Here is a 15,573-nt window from a genome sequence, read left to right as displayed (position 1 = left end):
TTTTTTGAATTAGATTATTCCGGTTTATAGCCTTCATCGACAAGTAAGTCTTTACTGCCTGCTGCATCACGGGCTAAATCGTCAACAATCTCGTTGTATTTATTGCCGCTGTGGCCTTTTACCCATTTCCAGGTAATGTTATGACGGGCGCAAGCTGCATCCAGACGCTGCCATAAATCGACATTTTTCACTGGTTTTTTTGCGGCCGTTTTCCAACCGCGTTTTTTCCAGTTCGCAAGCCAAGATTCGATGCCTTGCTTGACATATTGGCTGTCGGTGGTGAGGTTAATCTCACAAGGGCGGTTTAAACTTTCAAGTGCAACAATCGCTGCGAGCATTTCCATGCGGTTATTAGTGGTGAGGGTGTAACCTTGGCTTAATTTTTTTTCGTGGTCATTATAAAACATAAAAATACCATAACCGCCTGGGCCCGGATTACCTAAACACGAACCATCGGTGTAAATCTCTACGGTTTTTTGCACTGTTTTCCCTTGATCTTATGTACAATGAAGTGATTATAGGAAGATACCAGAGTCAGGTTAAATTCGATATGGCACGTAGACAAATAGTTTTAGATACAGAAACCACCGGCATCGACCCTAAACAGGGGCATCGTATTATTGAAATCGGCTGCGTGGAATTAGTTAACCGCCGTTTAACCGGCAATAACTTTCACGTTTATATTAATCCGCAACGTAAAAGTGAAGAAGAAGCCATTGATGTTCACGGTATCACTAACGAGTTTTTACGTGATAAACCGCTATTTCATCAAATCGCCCAAGAATTTCTCGACTATATTAAAGGGGCAGAGCTGGTAATTCATAATGCGCCGTTCGATGTCGGGCATATGGATAATGAATTTGCGTTACTTAATCAAGGTTACCAAAAAACCCATGATTACTGCCAAGTTCTCGACACCCTCAAAATGGCGCGTGACTTGCATCCAGGTCAGAAGAACAATCTTGATGCGTTATGTCGTCGTTATGATGTAGATAACACTAAACGTACCTTACACGGCGCGTTACTGGATTCGGAGATCTTAGCCGACGTTTATTTAGCGATGACCGGTGGGCAAGTAAAGCTCAACCTTAATCAGAATAAAAACCAAGGCAGTGAACAGCAGCAAAAAGAGCTGCGTCGCTTAAATCCAAACCGCGCACCGCTGGTAGTACTGCATGCCAGTAGTGATGAGCAACTCGCTCATGAAGAACGATTAAATATAGTCGGTAGCCAATGTTTATGGCGTGCCGAATAAGGCAAAGCATGAGAAGCATACTGTTAGCTGTGTGTTTGGTAATGATGTTACCAAGTACCAGTAATGCAACCAGTGAAGATAAAATAACTTTATTGCAACGTAACGGGCAGCAAAATGAAATTCCGTTATTGGAAAATCGTTTTCGAATCGATTATAAAGTTGATGAAATCACCTTATTGTTTTTTCGTAAACCGGGTGCGCCCGCGGTCGTATTAGTAAAACCTGATGGCAGTAAATATTATGCAACGTCAGCAAGAAAAGATGACAACCTGCAATGGTTTGATGAACTCAGCTACGACCTTATTACCATAAAGCAGCCAATGGCGGGGCCTTGGCAAGTTGTTGGTAGCATTTTACCGAAAAGCAGAATTGTGGTGCTAGGCGAAGTAGAGCTGCAAGTTGAGCCATTGCCAGCGCTATTGTTTCGTGGTGAAACCGTGAAAATTACTGGGCAGATCTTAAACGATGGCCAGCCGATAAACAGCGGCTTATTTCGCGATGTAGTTAGCCTACACGTTGATTTTATAAGTACCAACAACAGTGATTTTGCTAATTTTGGTGCAGGTACCCACAATGTTGCAGAATTTAAAGATGACGGGCGTGGTTTTGATGAACGCCCCAAAGATGGTGTTTTTACCGGGGAATTTAAGTTAACCTTTCCTGCTGGACAATGGCGACCTGAACTTTATATAGAAACGCCAATATTAAAGCGCACCGTTGTACAAGATCTTATCGAAGTAAAAGAGCCGCCTTTTAGTTATAGCATTGCACTTGCCGAGGATGACTTTCAAGAACATCAATTAACCATTACCCTCGATAAGCAAATAGTGCAGCCAGAGACGGTATTGATCCAAGGTAAAATTTATTACCCAAATAATGAAGAACAAATGTTTACCCTTGATGCTAATGCAGGCCTGACCCGCGAATTGGCAATTAAAAATTATGATTGGGGACGATACAGTGTTGAACTGTCTGTTTTTGGCACTAATGTGAATGGCCGTGAATTTATGGCGACATTACCCACTTATAGGTTTGAAATAGAGCGGCCAATCGAAGTGGTACCTGAATTACCAGCACCTATTATAAGTGAAGCAGAACAAAGAGAGATAGAAAGAGTCGCTAAAGAAGCTGAATCAATGGCAACTATGACATTGATAGGTCTAATTGTGGGTGGAAATCTGCTGATCTTGCTGCTTGGTTGGTTGGCAATTCGTGTCTTTGTTCAGAAAAAATCGCTGCTACCAAAAATTAAGCTGCCATTTTTGCAGAAAAAACCAGCAGTTGAAAATGAGCCGCAAAGTAATGAAAAAAAAGAACTCGACAAAAATGGTTCAAAAAGTGATAGATCCGGTGAAATTTTAAACCTTTCGATGTCAGATGACTAAAAAACCTATAAAAAAACAAAAAAGCCCTTGACGAAGTAGGGGTTGGTTCGTATTATTCACGCCGCTGTCAGGGGAGACTCAGACAGCAACGAAAATGCGGAGTGGTAGTTCAGTTGGTTAGAATACCGGCCTGTCACGCCGGGGGTCGCGGGTTCGAGTCCCGTCCACTCCGCCAATTTTCGACAATTTGTAAGTAGACGCTGGAGTGGTAGTTCAGTTGGTTAGAATACCGGCCTGTCACGCCGGGGGTCGCGGGTTCGAGTCCCGTCCACTCCGCCAACGCTTACACAACATATGGTTGTAAAACATATTCTTATTATGGAGTGGTAGTTCAGTTGGTTAGAATACCGGCCTGTCACGCCGGGGGTCGCGGGTTCGAGTCCCGTCCACTCCGCCAATAAGAAAAATAACAGTTTAAATATGTGCTGGAGTGGTAGTTCAGTTGGTTAGAATACCGGCCTGTCACGCCGGGGGTCGCGGGTTCGAGTCCCGTCCACTCCGCCAACAAATTAAGTAATAACAAGTAATATGATATCTCTGCGGAGTGGTAGTTCAGTTGGTTAGAATACCGGCCTGTCACGCCGGGGGTCGCGGGTTCGAGTCCCGTCCACTCCGCCACTTGATATCAGTAATAAAATTTGTAAGTGCATTACCCCATGCACATACCACTGCGGAGTGGTAGTTCAGTTGGTTAGAATACCGGCCTGTCACGCCGGGGGTCGCGGGTTCGAGTCCCGTCCACTCCGCCACTTGTTATTTCCTCAATAACAAGTTTATAAAATCCTTATATAAATCTTTGCATAAAACACACTTTGGCTATCAGCTATCAGCTATCAGCTATCTGATCTGACCTTGACAAAGTACATAAAAAAACCTGCAATCTTTATCAGAATTACAGGCTTATTATTAAACTTCTAGTCAGTTTTAATATATTAGCCTTGTGGGCCAACGCGTTCTTTTAAGTAGGTATCTAAAAAGTTTAGATACGCGTTGGAGGCACTGATACGGTTTTCTTTTTTAGTAAATCCATGCCCTTCATCATCAAATAAAACATACTCTACGGGTACGCCATTGGCTTTTACTGCGGCAACTAACTCATCACTTTCTACCTGTAATACGCGTGGATCGTTGGCGCCTTGTATTACCATCAGTGGTTTGGTGATGTTCTTGGCGTGGAATAATGGTGAGATTGCACGATGGCGATCACCATCGGTTGCAGGGTCGCCCATTTCATCATACAGCGCTTTTTTAAAGCTTTCCCACCAAGGTGGAATTGAGTTAAGCGTTCTCACCCAGTTGGTGACGCCAAAAATATTAATGCCCACTTTGAACTCTTCCGGCTCAAACGCTAGCGCCGCCGCAGTCATAAAGCCACCGTAGCTGCCACCCATAATGCCGATTTTATCCGCATCAACCCACGCTAAACTTTGTAAGTGTTTTTTACCGTAAACAATGTCTTGTAAATCATCGGTGCCATGCTTTTTATCATCCAGATGGAAAAAGGTTTTTCCATAGCCGGAGCTGCCACGGTTATTAACCGCAAAAATAGCATAACCATGATTGACTAAATGTTGCTGCATCGCGCTGTAACCGGTGCGACTTTGTCCTCCTGGGCCGCCATGCACCCAAATAAGCGCGGGTACTTTATTGTTGCTATTGGCTTGTTTAGGTTTATAAAGTACGCCGGGTATTTCTAAACCGTCAAAACTTTTAAAGCGTACAATAGTGCTTTCAACTAAGTCATTTTGGTCGATTTCTTTACTTAGCGTATTAGTTAATCGCTGTGCTTTATTACTGTCTACTTGCCATACAAATAGGTTACTTGGTGATGTGTCTGAGTTTAGGTAAAACGCCATGCTTTTTTCATCTGCAGAAAAGTTAACCCCACGTAAGTTACCTGCGGGTAACTGAGGCATGGCAATCTCTTTACCTGTTTGTGTGTCTATTACTGTTACTTTGGTGCTGGCATCGGCATTGACGCCACTGACTTGATAACGGCCCGATTTAGAAAAATAAATAAAATTGACATCCCAGTCATCTTTTAATGCAGGGCTGTGTTCGCCTGAGGCTAAGTCATAGCGCCACACTTGTGAAAACTCACCTTTAGCGTCTGTAGAGTAATATAAAGATTTGCTATCGGCTGAGAAGGTTTCAGGGCCGTATTGAGCGGGAGTATCGTGTTTAGAAATTAATTGTGGCTTGAGGGTCTTTTTATAAGTATCAAGAATAAACGTATCGCTGTCTTTATTGGTGTTATTTTTAGATAGCGCAATATAACGACCATCAGGGCTGATCGCACCGACATCTAAACCTAGGGTGTTTTGATAAACAGGGGTAATTTTATAGGTTTTACTATCAACGCGGTATAAGTCCATAAATTTAGCATCGCGCTGGTTACTGGTAATAAAAAACTGGCTGCCATCTTGTGTAAACCCTGCAAAGCGTGCGCGAGTTTCATCGCCTGGAGTTAAGTCTTTGGTTGTGCCGTCAAGTTCACGCACGTAAACGTGAAAGCGCTCATTACCACCTGAATCTTTGGTAAATAGTACCCGTTCATCATGGGGAAAATAACGCACAGGGTAGGTGCTGTCTGCAAAATTGGTTAAACGGGTTTTATCGCCGGTGGTTGCATCTACTTCATACAAGCTGTAAATACCACTTTCATCAGAGCTTACTAGTACTTTATCGCCACTCGGTGAAAAGCTACTGCCCATAATTGCGGTGGTATCAAAGAAAGTTTTTGCATTGTAGGTGTTAACTTGCTGAGTTTGCTGCGACTGTACTGTGGCGACGGCTGTCGTTGAGGTTGATTGGCTACAACCGCTCAAGGCAATACTGATTGCACAGGCGAGTGCGGCAAATTTCAATCTGTTGTTCATAGTCGATTCCTTGGTTTATTGTTATCTAATCATATTTTTACCGATTTTAGTGTTGCCCGAACCCTATTTAAACGCAAGTTTTTGGCTGATTTTAACTGCAACAAAGTGTTACAAAGCCTATCTCGTCAAAAATACCGCTCGCGTTATAATGCTCACTTATATAACAGGCTCTCTCATATAAAAGGAAAGTGATGATTGAAGTTAGTGGTTTACATAAGCAATTTGCCCAAAACATTCTCTATAAAGATTACCGCATCAGCTTTACAGCACCGAGAGTATGTATTGAAGCGCCAAACGGCCAAGGTAAAACTACGCTACTAATGATACTTGCTGGACTTGAGCAACCACAAAGTGGGCAAATATTATTTGCAGGCAAGGTGCTGCCTGAACCTTATAAACAGGTGGCTATTGCCAGTGATCGTATCGCGCTGCCTGAATTTTTAACCGCGCAACAAATTATCAAGTTAACGGTTAGTAGTTTAGGCTGCGCTTGGCCGGCAGCGCTTATCAGCGGCTTTAATTTTACAGCGTTTTTAGACACTCGTTTTGATGCGTTGTCCTCGGGTAATCAAAAAAAGTGCCAGTTAATTTTAGCTTTAATGCGCGGTGCGCCGTATTTATTACTCGATGAACCTAGTGCAGCGCTTGATCAAGCCAGCATTAAATATTTACTTGGTTTGCTTGATGATTACTTAGCTGATAAAGCACATGGGCAAATCATTATCACTTGCCATGAACCGGCGCCGTTTATTGAACATGGCTTTGAGTGTATGGCGTTATGAGCAAGTTAGCGATTAAGCTGGTGATGGCACAATATCGCGCATTTATGGAGTATCGTTATCAGGCCTATAAAATTGAGCTGACACAATTACTACTGCAACTAAAAAACTTTGGTTTATTATTCTTAGTGGTACTTGGCTCTGCCATGCTTGGTATGATTTTGCTGTTATTTTTAGGACTGGGCAAAATTATCGACAGCAGTGATGCGCCGCACTATGGTGCCCAAATGGCGTGGCTGTATCTATTACTGCAAAGCGTGATGCTCAGTGCGATGAAATCAGCCATTAAAAATAGTCAGCAGCGGCTCTTCCAACGTACGATTGTAAGGTCAAACTGGCTTAAGTTAATGGATATAAAACTATTACTTTTAAGCAATGGCTGGTTGCTAGCAAGTGCAGTTATTGCACTGGATTTAACTTTATCACAATGGCTAAGAGCACCGCATTTTGTGCTGTTTATGTTACTGCAGTTTGGCTTAGGCGTGCTGTGTTTGTACAAGCCAAGAGCATTAATATATGGCTTAGTATTCACTGCTATTTTAGTCTTGTTACCAATTAATATAGCGCCGTTAGCTTATCACTGTGGCTTTATTATATTATTTGCGTTGAGCATGTTGTTGCCAGCATTTTCGCTGAGCGACCGATTATCGGTCAATTCATTATCTACTTTTTGGCTAAGCTTTTTTATTCAACATAGCTGGGTATTAGTATGGCGAGTAGCTTTATTGTTGTGTGTGTTTATGGCAATCACTACGTTACTGCATGAGCGTGCTGATTTAGCCGCTATATTTAGTGTGATAGCCGCCGCTTTTATGGTGTTGTTTACCAGCTCACTGCAATTTGATTGTGGCAAGCTACATGATAAGTACCAGCTATTTTTTCAAGCAAATAACCAATCGCGGCTGTTTTTTATTAGCCAATTTGTGCCAAGTTGTCTGTTCCTTTTGATAACCTTGATCAGCTATCTGTTGTTTGTCGCTCAAATAGAGTGGTTATTGCTAAGCCTGAGTGTTAGCTGGTGTGGATTACAATTATATATAGCACAAAAAAAACCAGCGCATTATGCGCTGGTTTGGATGATCACAACAGGCGGGCTGCTGGCTGCGTTAATGTAATACGTTAAGCAGCATTCGCCTTTTTCGCCGTGTTATTACGTGCGGCTTTGCCTGCGAGTAGATCTGCAGGGTCAAAGTCGTCAACGTTAATCACAGCTAAACGGGCTTTTTCAACTTCAGCTAGTTTATCTGCTTCGGCTTGCGTTAAAATACCTGCTTCAAGGCCCATTTGCGCGACTTTATCAAGCTGGAAGAAAGGCAGTTTCACGCCTTTTTCACGACATACCTTATCAAACAATGGCTCAACGGCTAGCACGTCTTTAAGCGTTTGCTCTTGGCGACCCACTAAGTTAAGCGGCTCATTTTTCAAGTATACATAGCTTGCTAAACGATTACGGGTTTCACTCGGTACTTGTAAAATTTGCGCTAGTTTATGTTCAAGTTTGTCAGTCGGTTTACGCACCGGACGGCCAAATGGGAACAACATGAGCTTAAGTGCGGCACGTAGCGGCGCTGATGGCATATTGTTAATTAAATCAGCCAGTGCACGTTGGCAATGGTAAAGATGATCTTGGCAACTCCATTGTACCAGTGCTAAATCTTCTTTTTTACGGCCTTCGTCGTTATAACGTTTCAGTGTTGCAGATACTAAATAAAGGTAACTTAGTAAATCACCTAAACGGGCTGAAATACGTTCTTTACGTTTTAATGAACCACCAAATACCGCCATGCTGATGTCAGACATCAATGCAAGTGATGCACTAAAGCGCGCAGCGGTGCGGTAAAACTCGGCTGTTTCATCTTTAAATGGTGTACTTGCAAAGCGAGCACCGGTAAAGCTCATCCACTTAGTACGCACTAAGTTTGAGATAGTAAAGCCAATGTGACCCATTAAGGCTTTGTCGAATACTGCCAGCGCTTCTTCACGATCTTCAATATCGCAGGCACCTAATTCAGTGAGTACGAATGGATGACAGCGAATGGCACCTTGACCATAAATAATCATATTACGGGTCAAAATGTTGGCGCCTTCAACGGTAATGGCAATAGGCGCACCTTGATAGCCACGACCTAAGTAGTTATTTGGCCCAAGCATGATGCCTTTACCACCGTGAATATCCATCGCATGGATAGTTGAATCGCGCATTTGCTCAGTTAAGTGATATTTAATAATCGCCGATACCACCGACGGTTTTTCACCTAAATCAACCGCACCGGTTGACATGCTTACCGCTGCATCTGAGCTGTAGGCGTAACCTGCAAGTTTTGCAAGAGACTCTTCGATCCCTTCCATTTGACCAATTGGTAAACGGAACTGACGACGAATACGGCTATATGAACCACTGGCAAGGGCGATGGTTTTAATACCACCTACAGAGTTTGACGGTAGCGTGATTGCACGGCCAACTGATAAACACTCAACCAGCATGCGCCAGCCTTGGCCTGCCATTTCAGGGCCACCAATAATGTAATCAAGTGGTACGAAAATATCTTTACCGCGAGTCGGGCCATTTTGGAACGGCACATTCAACGGGAAGTGACGACGACCAATCTCAATCCCTGGCATATCCGTTGGGATCAACGCACAGGTAATACCAAGCTCTTTGGTGTCACCTAGTAATCCGTCTGGATCTTGCATTTTAAACGCCAGACCCAGTACAGTTGCCACAGGGGCAAGTGTGATGTAACGCTTATTCCACGTAAGGCTTAGACCAATTACTTCTTCACCTTCCCACATACCTTTACAAACAACCCCGTAATCAGGAATGGCACTGGCATCAGAGCCGGCTTCTGGTGAGGTTAACGCAAAACAGGGGATCTCTTGACCACTAGCAAGGCGTGGTAGGTAATGATCTTTTTGTTCTTTAGTCCCATAGTGTTGCAGTAATTCACCTGGGCCTAATGAGTTAGGAACGCCGACAATTGATGAAAGCAGCGTTGATTTACTGGTTAGCTTTTGCAGTACACATGATTGTGCAAATGCCGAAAATTGCAGCCCGCCATATTCTTTCTTGATGATCATGGCAAAGAATTTATTATCTTTTAGATATTGCCAAACATCTTGCGGTAAATCAGTTAGTTCATGGGTTGCTTCCCAATCGTCTAACATACTACATACCACTTCAACTGGACCATCGATAAAGGCTTGCTCTTCGATCGTTAGTTTTGGCATAGGGTATTGATGTAGCTTATTCCAATCAGGGCTACCACAGAATAAATCGGCTTCCCACCAGGTTGTACCGGCATCAATCGCTGATTTTTCAGTGTCAGACATGGTTGGCGTTACTTTTTTAAACGCGGCAAAAATAGGTTTAATGATGTATTGCTGGCGAATACCAGTAACAGATAACGGCACTGCGATGAGCAAAAAGATCAACCAGCTGATAGCGCCAAAAGCACCTGCAAAGGTACCAATAACAAGTGTTGCGATGGAAACGCCTAAGGCAGTATTCCAGCTCGCTCTGTGGTAACTCGCGATGCTAAGCAACACGATTAAACCAAGTACAAATATGAGTGTCATGTATTCAATCCTTAATAGAGGTCAGACCACCTTTGGTTAGAGTAGCGCTAGAGCGAATAATTATCAAGTAGCTTAGTGAAAATATCAGAGACTACAATTTACACGCTGTATACCTCAGCATACTGCTAAAGCAGCAATTAGTCTGTATGGTTTTTAAGAAAACAATAAGCCATGCATTTAAGTTTTTCTTGCTTGCCTTGCCGCAGCTTATGTTTAACAATGCAGCTAAGGCCTAGGTACAAAAAGCTCAACCTTTACGATATTAAAACCAATTTCATTAGAGATATTAGTTTTGAAACGCCTAAAAACAAAGGCGAACGCTGGTTAAATGCAGCCGAACTTAAAAAAGTATGGAATGCCGACGACCTGCCTTATTACCCCCAACAATACTTAAAGTCGGCATTGTTACTCGGTGGCCAACGGGTAAACGAGGTTTACGGCTCTTACGTAAGTGACTTTGATTTAGAGAACAAAAACATTCACGATTCCCGCAAACCGTATCAAAATAAAACAGCGCGGCGATCACATAATGCCACTATGTGAAACCGCAAGACCAATAATCCAAGAACTCATGCAGCAAAGTGGCAAAACTGGGCAAATGTTCCCACACCGCGATAACCCAACAGCCACCGCCCATGTATCTATCATACGAATGGCAATATTACGTTGGTGTGAAAAGAATGACGTGCTGCCATTTAATCCCCGTGACTTGCGCCGAACTTGTAAAACACTTATGGACAAAGCAGGTATTGATAAAGTAAATCGAGATATTTTACAGCAACACAATAAGTATGATGTATCTAGTGTGCATTATGATAGATACTATTTCATGAAGTAGAAGCAACAGAATGGTGAAGTTTAGGAGTTGTCTCTCTTAAATGGACTTTAAGAAAGTAAATACCTTAGTTCAGTTATTGTTACCTTGTAAATTGATAGCTTAAGCACGCATAATGTTTAAATACTAAAGATAATATTAAGGGACTAAAGTGCCGTCGAGTGAAGAGCAATTAAATAAACTAGCCGATTCAGCAAAAAAGAATAATGATATTACCGAGAAAATAGTTGAAAGGTCAGTTACTTTCTCTCAGGTTTGGTTCACTTTGGTAGCACCAGTTGTTATTGGTGTATCAGCAACCCTTCTGACTTCTGAAAATAGTGATAAAGCAAGTAAATTAACGGAAGTATTGCTTTATACAGGAGGCATTTGCTTCATACTCATACATTTTTTCTTAACGTATGTTAGTCACCAATATAGTAAAAAAGAATCTCTATATGCAGGCATTGTAGAAATGAAGCGCAAGAAGGAAGAAGAGGTTAGTGAATTAAGAAGTGCTCTTGCGCAAACTAAATTAGCTCTCCGGAAGATTGCGGATTTGTACAGTAATCAAATATCTTCTGTTTACCTATCTGCACACGCAACAGATGTTGCAATAGGTGATTTAAAGAAGTTGGAGGATTGTGAGGAGAGTACCAATGAAAATGATTTTTGGAAGAAATTAACCAGCTCACTAGATCCAATATTGCAACCTCTTGTTATCGAAAGGGAAGCTTTATTTGGTTTTAAATCAGAGGGTAAATATAATATTGCTTTGTATTTTTATGATCCGGATAACGAGGATTTAGCTATTGTTTGGAGAGATTGCGATAGTCGATTACCTCAAAGAAATCGAAGTTGGAAAGCAGGGCATGGGCATGTTGGCTTAGCGTTTTTACACAAAGAGACCAAGATTTGCCCTGATATTACTATGAGCAATGAGTTAAATCCTAGTTATACTAATAGTGATAGTTCTAACTATCGTAGTTTTATATCTATTCCTATTTTAAGGTGTGATGATGACGGAGAACTTGAAAATAACATCAAACCCTTAGGTGTTCTAGTTTTAACTAGTGCTCAGCCTGAACAATTTATAAAAGAAAGGGATTTACAATTTCTAACTATTATTTCTAAGCATCTTGGCATATACTTATCTGCAATAGAAACATTTTTAGCCCACAATACGTTAATCGAAAATAAAGAATAAGGTAGGGTAGATTTATGAATGAAAAAAAAGTTAATAAAAAACAACCGATAACAAATAATAAGACAGAATCTGTCAGTATGTCTCAAGGGCTGGAATTGGTTAAAGCTCTTAAAAATGAGCCTGCGAAAGTAGATGAGTGGTTCAGTCAACAAAGACTTGAAATGCATAAATTTGCAAATACATTAGTAAATTAATAAAAAGCCCGCAATAGCGGGCTTTTTATTAATTTACTCAAAGGCTTAAACTTTAATTTGATTATCAAGAACGAGATCTGATACTTCCCAGTTATATTGATCCATTAATTGAGACATTTCATTATAAACAGGTTGTTCTTTATCTATATCCCTTATAGTTAGGGCGATTGAAAAAGGAATTAAAACTCCTTGTGCCTCAAATCCATCCCTATCCATGACGGACACCCTTAATTTCCAGTCTTTAATGTCAACTCCATTTGGAAATCGTTTTTTATATACTTTTACAGGTGACCATTTATCACCATTTTTTACTAAATCGCATTCAAATTGGTGTTGTTCTTGTTGTAAAGGAACCTTTGACGAAAATTTCCCATCTTCAACTTTACCAAACCCAACATTCATATCCATTTGACAATATTCAAAAGCTTTTTGTGGATCTAACTCTGGATGATAGACTAATGTAATAAAAAACTCCGCTCTTACTTTTCTGTCATTTGTTCTTAAACATTCAGGTATTGGAAAAGGTAATTTCTGAATTTCAAAGCTTTTCTGTGCGATTCCTTCAAATATCATTGTACTTTCGTAATCTTGTACTGCCAATATATCAGCTGTACCGTGTGGTTTCCCCCACCCGTAATATGGTTTATGCTCATCATCCACACTGTTATTTAAATTAGCATTATGAATAACGAGAGTTTTTACTAGGCTTGGATTTGCTCGACTACCTATTTGTTCGAATAGATTGGCTGCTATAGAGGAAACAATTGGTGTTGAAAAGCTTGTTCCAATATCATGGTGTGAGTTGCCATGAGAGTCTATAGAGTTAACCCCCAAAGTTATTGGCTGTCCACCATTCATAATAATATTTCCACCAAAGTGTACTACCTCTGGCTTTTGAACGTAATTTGATACAGGACCTCTTCTACTAAAGTGCGATGGCTCTAAGTTTTTTACAAATCCGTCAACATGCGCTACAGAACCTACAGTTAATGAACGAACGGAATCTCCTGGTGAAGATATGCCATCATTTAACTCTTCAGAAGGAGGCCAAACCCTAGCGCTATCCTCATAATTACCAGCAGCTACGACACATAGACAATTAAACCTGTCTTGAAATTCATCGAGCATAATGGCCATAGTAGATATTTCACTTTTGGAAACAGGAGTACTTCCACCTAAAGACAAATTCCAAACTTTAATTTGAGGGTTTAGTTCTGCAACATCATACATAGCTTGAATTATACTATACAAATCTCCTCCATCCTCCCCTAAAACTTCTACACTAAAAATTTTAGATTGGCAAAGAGGGAAACGTTCATCGCTATTGTTTAGATTGAAACTATTTGTAATTAAGCCACTAACGAAAGTGCCATGTTCGTCGTTTTTATAATCAGATGCTACACAACTAGTTCTTCCGGCTAGCCATGGTATAATGGGGGCGCAGTTACTTACACCACTATCAACAACAGCAACAACAGGATAGTCTATACCTTCAAGTGGTGGGAACATGGTCGGAGGATTTATTCCTGATTGAGCTTTCACCATAGGTTTTAATTGAATGCATTTACTAGACATAACGCTTTGCACCCCTGCGAAATTAGGGAGAGACTGTAATATCGCTTTTGCTGACCCTGACACTCTATATAGTCGAACAAAGTTTGATGAATGCTTTTTCCAAGTACAATCGAATTCTTTTAAAAATTTCTCAAAGTCGTTATCAAGCTTTTTATTTTTATCGATTGAATTAAATCGAAATAATCGAATACTCAATGATTTATCGTCTATATCAGTGTTTATACTTACTTTATACGGAACAATCGATTTTATTGCTGAAATATCTTTAATTATATTTTTACTTTTTCCCTGAGAAATCTTTTGTTTTAGAGCTGATAATCCATTGGGTGTTATTTGGATTAGGTGTTTTGCATATCCTACATCACCGAAAAATGGGCATGTTTTATCATTAAAAATTGTAGTTGGTCTATGGCTTTTTGCGGTTGCATTATTTTCTAGTTCAACGATAGCGATAGTCGTTTTTTCATTAAATCCAGAAACTTTGGATAATTCTTCAATAGAGCTTAATAATTCAGCTTTAAACTTATCAGTTACTGACTTAAGCGGTTTGTTGCTACCACCTGGGTGGACTTTTGGTTTAATGTAATCAACTTCAGAAAATTGAACATGCTTTATGGGGTTATAATTTTTTGTCATTCGTTATTTTCCTTAAATATTTTTGACACATTACTTTGTGACATATTCCATAATTGACTAATAAACTTTTTAGTGAAGAGCTTAATATCTGTTTCTTGTAATCTTTTCATACATATATAGCGGCTATCCATATTAAAGCTTAGCCAATCAAAACGGCTTAGTAAAATCTTACGCATCAATTCATTCGCATCAATTTCTGCTTCATTAACAACGGCTTGCCTTAAGTAATCGTAAGTAAGTATTTCAATTTCAGCACCAGTTAAACTATTACTCAATGTTACAAATAAATCTATTTCTAGATTAGTAAACGAAAATTGCTCTAGAAGAACAGTAAAAAGTTGATGACGAACAATTTCAGTAGGTACTTTTAATTCCATTTTATAATGAAATCTTCTACCAATAGCAGGATCTAACAAATGAACATGATTTGTTGCTGCAACTAAGATTGTATCACCAAGGTTATCAATATTTTGCAATAAACTAACAACAACACGTTTTAGTTCACCAATTTCATTTTTATCATCACGAGCTTTTGCTATAGCATCAAACTCATCTAAAAATAAGACACAAGGTTCTGAACGAGCATATTCAAGTAAAGAGCGAATGTTTTTGGATGTAGACCCTAAATACGACGAAATTAATGCATCTGCTCGGGCTGTAATTAATGGTAAACCCAAACGAGCAGCTAAGTTACCAGCTAGTTTACTTTTGCCTGTTCCTGGAATGCCATGTAACAACAAGGTCGGATTAATTGGTATACCTAATGCATTTAACTGTTCTTTTTTAAGAATGTAAGAAATGAACGAATTTATAACTTCATTGTCATCTTTAGTTAGAAAAATATTATGTTGATTTAAAGATGGAAAGGTTTTATCAGCTAATGAAAAGCGATTATCTTTCTCTACAGGTACAGGGCGGGCTAACATTGACTGTGATGCGATGTCACTATTATGGAAACCTAAAAGCTTCTCTTTGAAACCCTGCAAAGCAATAGTTTCCCCGTCAATTTCTAATTTATTGCAAAGTAATTCAGTGTAAGATAAAACTAACTTACGATCTCCTGATAGCGCTCCACTCACTATTTTTGATATTTCAGGATAATATTTCATAATTTACTCAAATAGGCATTTAATGGCGCAATATTAGCACTTAATTTACCTCTTTGGTTGTTTTTGATTGTTTTTTTTTAATTATATTTACTTCTTAATTCACTTGTTTTGTATGTTAAACAAAGCAATATCGAGAACGAGATTTAGTTGTTTCCATGTCCGTT

Annotated in this window: 13 protein-coding genes and 6 tRNA genes; 14 read left to right on the top strand and 5 right to left on the bottom strand. The window is 40.1% G+C overall.

Translation table 11 applies throughout. From position 1 onward, the window contains the following. Positions 1–14: 14 nt before the first annotated feature. Positions 15–482, bottom strand: a complete 468-nt coding sequence (gene rnhA / locus ACMVDV_RS06510) for a ribonuclease HI (RefSeq protein WP_304184194.1) — start codon at positions 480–482, stop codon at positions 15–17. A 68-nt stretch (positions 483–550) separates the two neighbouring features. Between rnhA and dnaQ the strand changes: the two genes are divergently transcribed. The 8 genes from dnaQ to ACMVDV_RS06470 all read left to right on the top strand — a co-directional run bounded on the left by dnaQ (position 551) and on the right by ACMVDV_RS06470 (position 3,389). Continuing rightward, entirely contained in the window at positions 551–1,255 is a 705-nt protein-coding gene (gene dnaQ / locus ACMVDV_RS06505; RefSeq protein WP_283710899.1) for a DNA polymerase III subunit epsilon, read from the top strand. An 8-nt stretch (positions 1,256–1,263) separates the two neighbouring features. Beyond that, the gene (locus ACMVDV_RS06500) at positions 1,264–2,640 is read left to right on the top strand and encodes a TIGR03503 family protein (protein WP_416157590.1); all 1,377 of its coding nucleotides are present in this window, start codon (positions 1,264–1,266) and stop codon (positions 2,638–2,640) included. A gap of 98 nt (positions 2,641–2,738) precedes the next feature. Next, a tRNA-Asp gene (locus tag ACMVDV_RS06495) sits at positions 2,739–2,815 on the top strand. A gap of 27 nt (positions 2,816–2,842) precedes the next feature. Beyond that, a tRNA-Asp gene (locus ACMVDV_RS06490) sits at positions 2,843–2,919 on the top strand. A 41-nt stretch (positions 2,920–2,960) separates the two neighbouring features. Beyond that, positions 2,961–3,037, top strand: a tRNA-Asp gene (locus tag ACMVDV_RS06485). Positions 3,038–3,067: 30 nt separating this feature from the next. After that, a tRNA-Asp gene (locus tag ACMVDV_RS06480) sits at positions 3,068–3,144 on the top strand. 37 nt (positions 3,145–3,181) lie between these two features. Next, a tRNA-Asp gene (locus tag ACMVDV_RS06475) sits at positions 3,182–3,258 on the top strand. Between the two features lie 54 nt (positions 3,259–3,312). Beyond that, positions 3,313–3,389, top strand: a tRNA-Asp gene (locus tag ACMVDV_RS06470). Between the two features lie 183 nt (positions 3,390–3,572). Here ACMVDV_RS06470 and ACMVDV_RS06465 read toward each other — a convergent pair. After that, positions 3,573–5,519, bottom strand: coding sequence for a S9 family peptidase (locus ACMVDV_RS06465; RefSeq protein WP_416157589.1), 1,947 nt, complete (start codon positions 5,517–5,519; stop codon positions 3,573–3,575). A gap of 191 nt (positions 5,520–5,710) precedes the next feature. Between ACMVDV_RS06465 and ACMVDV_RS06460 the strand changes: the two genes are divergently transcribed. Together ACMVDV_RS06460 and ACMVDV_RS06455 are read left to right on the top strand one after the other, a co-directional pair. Continuing rightward, positions 5,711–6,301, top strand: a complete 591-nt coding sequence (locus ACMVDV_RS06460; protein ID WP_416157588.1) for an ABC transporter ATP-binding protein — start codon at positions 5,711–5,713, stop codon at positions 6,299–6,301. After that, positions 6,298–7,413, top strand: a complete 1,116-nt coding sequence (locus ACMVDV_RS06455; protein WP_416157587.1) for a DUF6136 family protein — start codon at positions 6,298–6,300, stop codon at positions 7,411–7,413. Before ACMVDV_RS06460 ends, ACMVDV_RS06455 begins: the two co-directional genes overlap by 4 nt. Positions 7,414–7,417: 4 nt before the next feature. On the opposite strand, the gene fadE is transcribed toward ACMVDV_RS06455, so the two are convergent. Beyond that, positions 7,418–9,874 carry an acyl-CoA dehydrogenase FadE gene (gene fadE / locus ACMVDV_RS06450; RefSeq protein ID WP_416157586.1) on the bottom strand — a complete coding sequence of 819 codons (2,457 nt, stop codon included), beginning with the start codon at positions 9,872–9,874 and terminating at the stop codon, positions 7,418–7,420. Between the two features lie 219 nt (positions 9,875–10,093). Here fadE and ACMVDV_RS06445 point away from each other — a divergent pair, with 219 nt between their 5' ends. From ACMVDV_RS06445 to ACMVDV_RS06430, 4 genes are all read left to right on the top strand, one after another. Continuing rightward, entirely contained in the window at positions 10,094–10,417 is a 324-nt protein-coding gene (locus tag ACMVDV_RS06445) for a hypothetical protein (RefSeq protein ID WP_416157585.1), read from the top strand. Further along, positions 10,404–10,712, top strand: coding sequence for a hypothetical protein (locus ACMVDV_RS06440; protein ID WP_416157584.1), 309 nt, complete (start codon positions 10,404–10,406; stop codon positions 10,710–10,712). The genes ACMVDV_RS06445 and ACMVDV_RS06440 overlap by 14 nt, the downstream gene beginning before the upstream one ends. A gap of 148 nt (positions 10,713–10,860) precedes the next feature. Continuing rightward, the gene (locus tag ACMVDV_RS06435; protein WP_416157583.1) at positions 10,861–11,895 is read left to right on the top strand and encodes a GAF domain-containing protein; all 1,035 of its coding nucleotides are present in this window, start codon (positions 10,861–10,863) and stop codon (positions 11,893–11,895) included. 14 nt (positions 11,896–11,909) lie between these two features. Beyond that, complete coding sequence (locus ACMVDV_RS06430; RefSeq protein WP_416157582.1) at positions 11,910–12,089, top strand: hypothetical protein; 180 nt, start codon at positions 11,910–11,912, stop codon at positions 12,087–12,089. A 45-nt stretch (positions 12,090–12,134) separates the two neighbouring features. Here the strand turns inward: ACMVDV_RS06430 and ACMVDV_RS06425 are convergent, their stop codons facing one another. Together ACMVDV_RS06425 and ACMVDV_RS06420 are read right to left on the bottom strand one after the other, a co-directional pair. After that, entirely contained in the window at positions 12,135–14,300 is a 2,166-nt protein-coding gene (locus ACMVDV_RS06425; RefSeq protein ID WP_416157581.1) for a S8 family peptidase, read from the bottom strand. Then, positions 14,297–15,409, bottom strand: a complete 1,113-nt coding sequence (locus tag ACMVDV_RS06420) for an AAA family ATPase (protein WP_416157580.1) — start codon at positions 15,407–15,409, stop codon at positions 14,297–14,299. The genes ACMVDV_RS06425 and ACMVDV_RS06420 overlap by 4 nt, the downstream gene beginning before the upstream one ends. Positions 15,410–15,573: the final 164 nt, after the last annotated feature.

The sequence above is a fragment of the Pseudoalteromonas sp. ASV78 genome, assembly GCF_047806705.1.
GTDB lineage: Bacteria > Pseudomonadota > Gammaproteobacteria > Enterobacterales > Alteromonadaceae > Pseudoalteromonas > Pseudoalteromonas prydzensis_A.
Note: the sequence above shows the minus strand (reverse complement) of the source record. Positions and strands in the feature narration are given on the sequence as shown.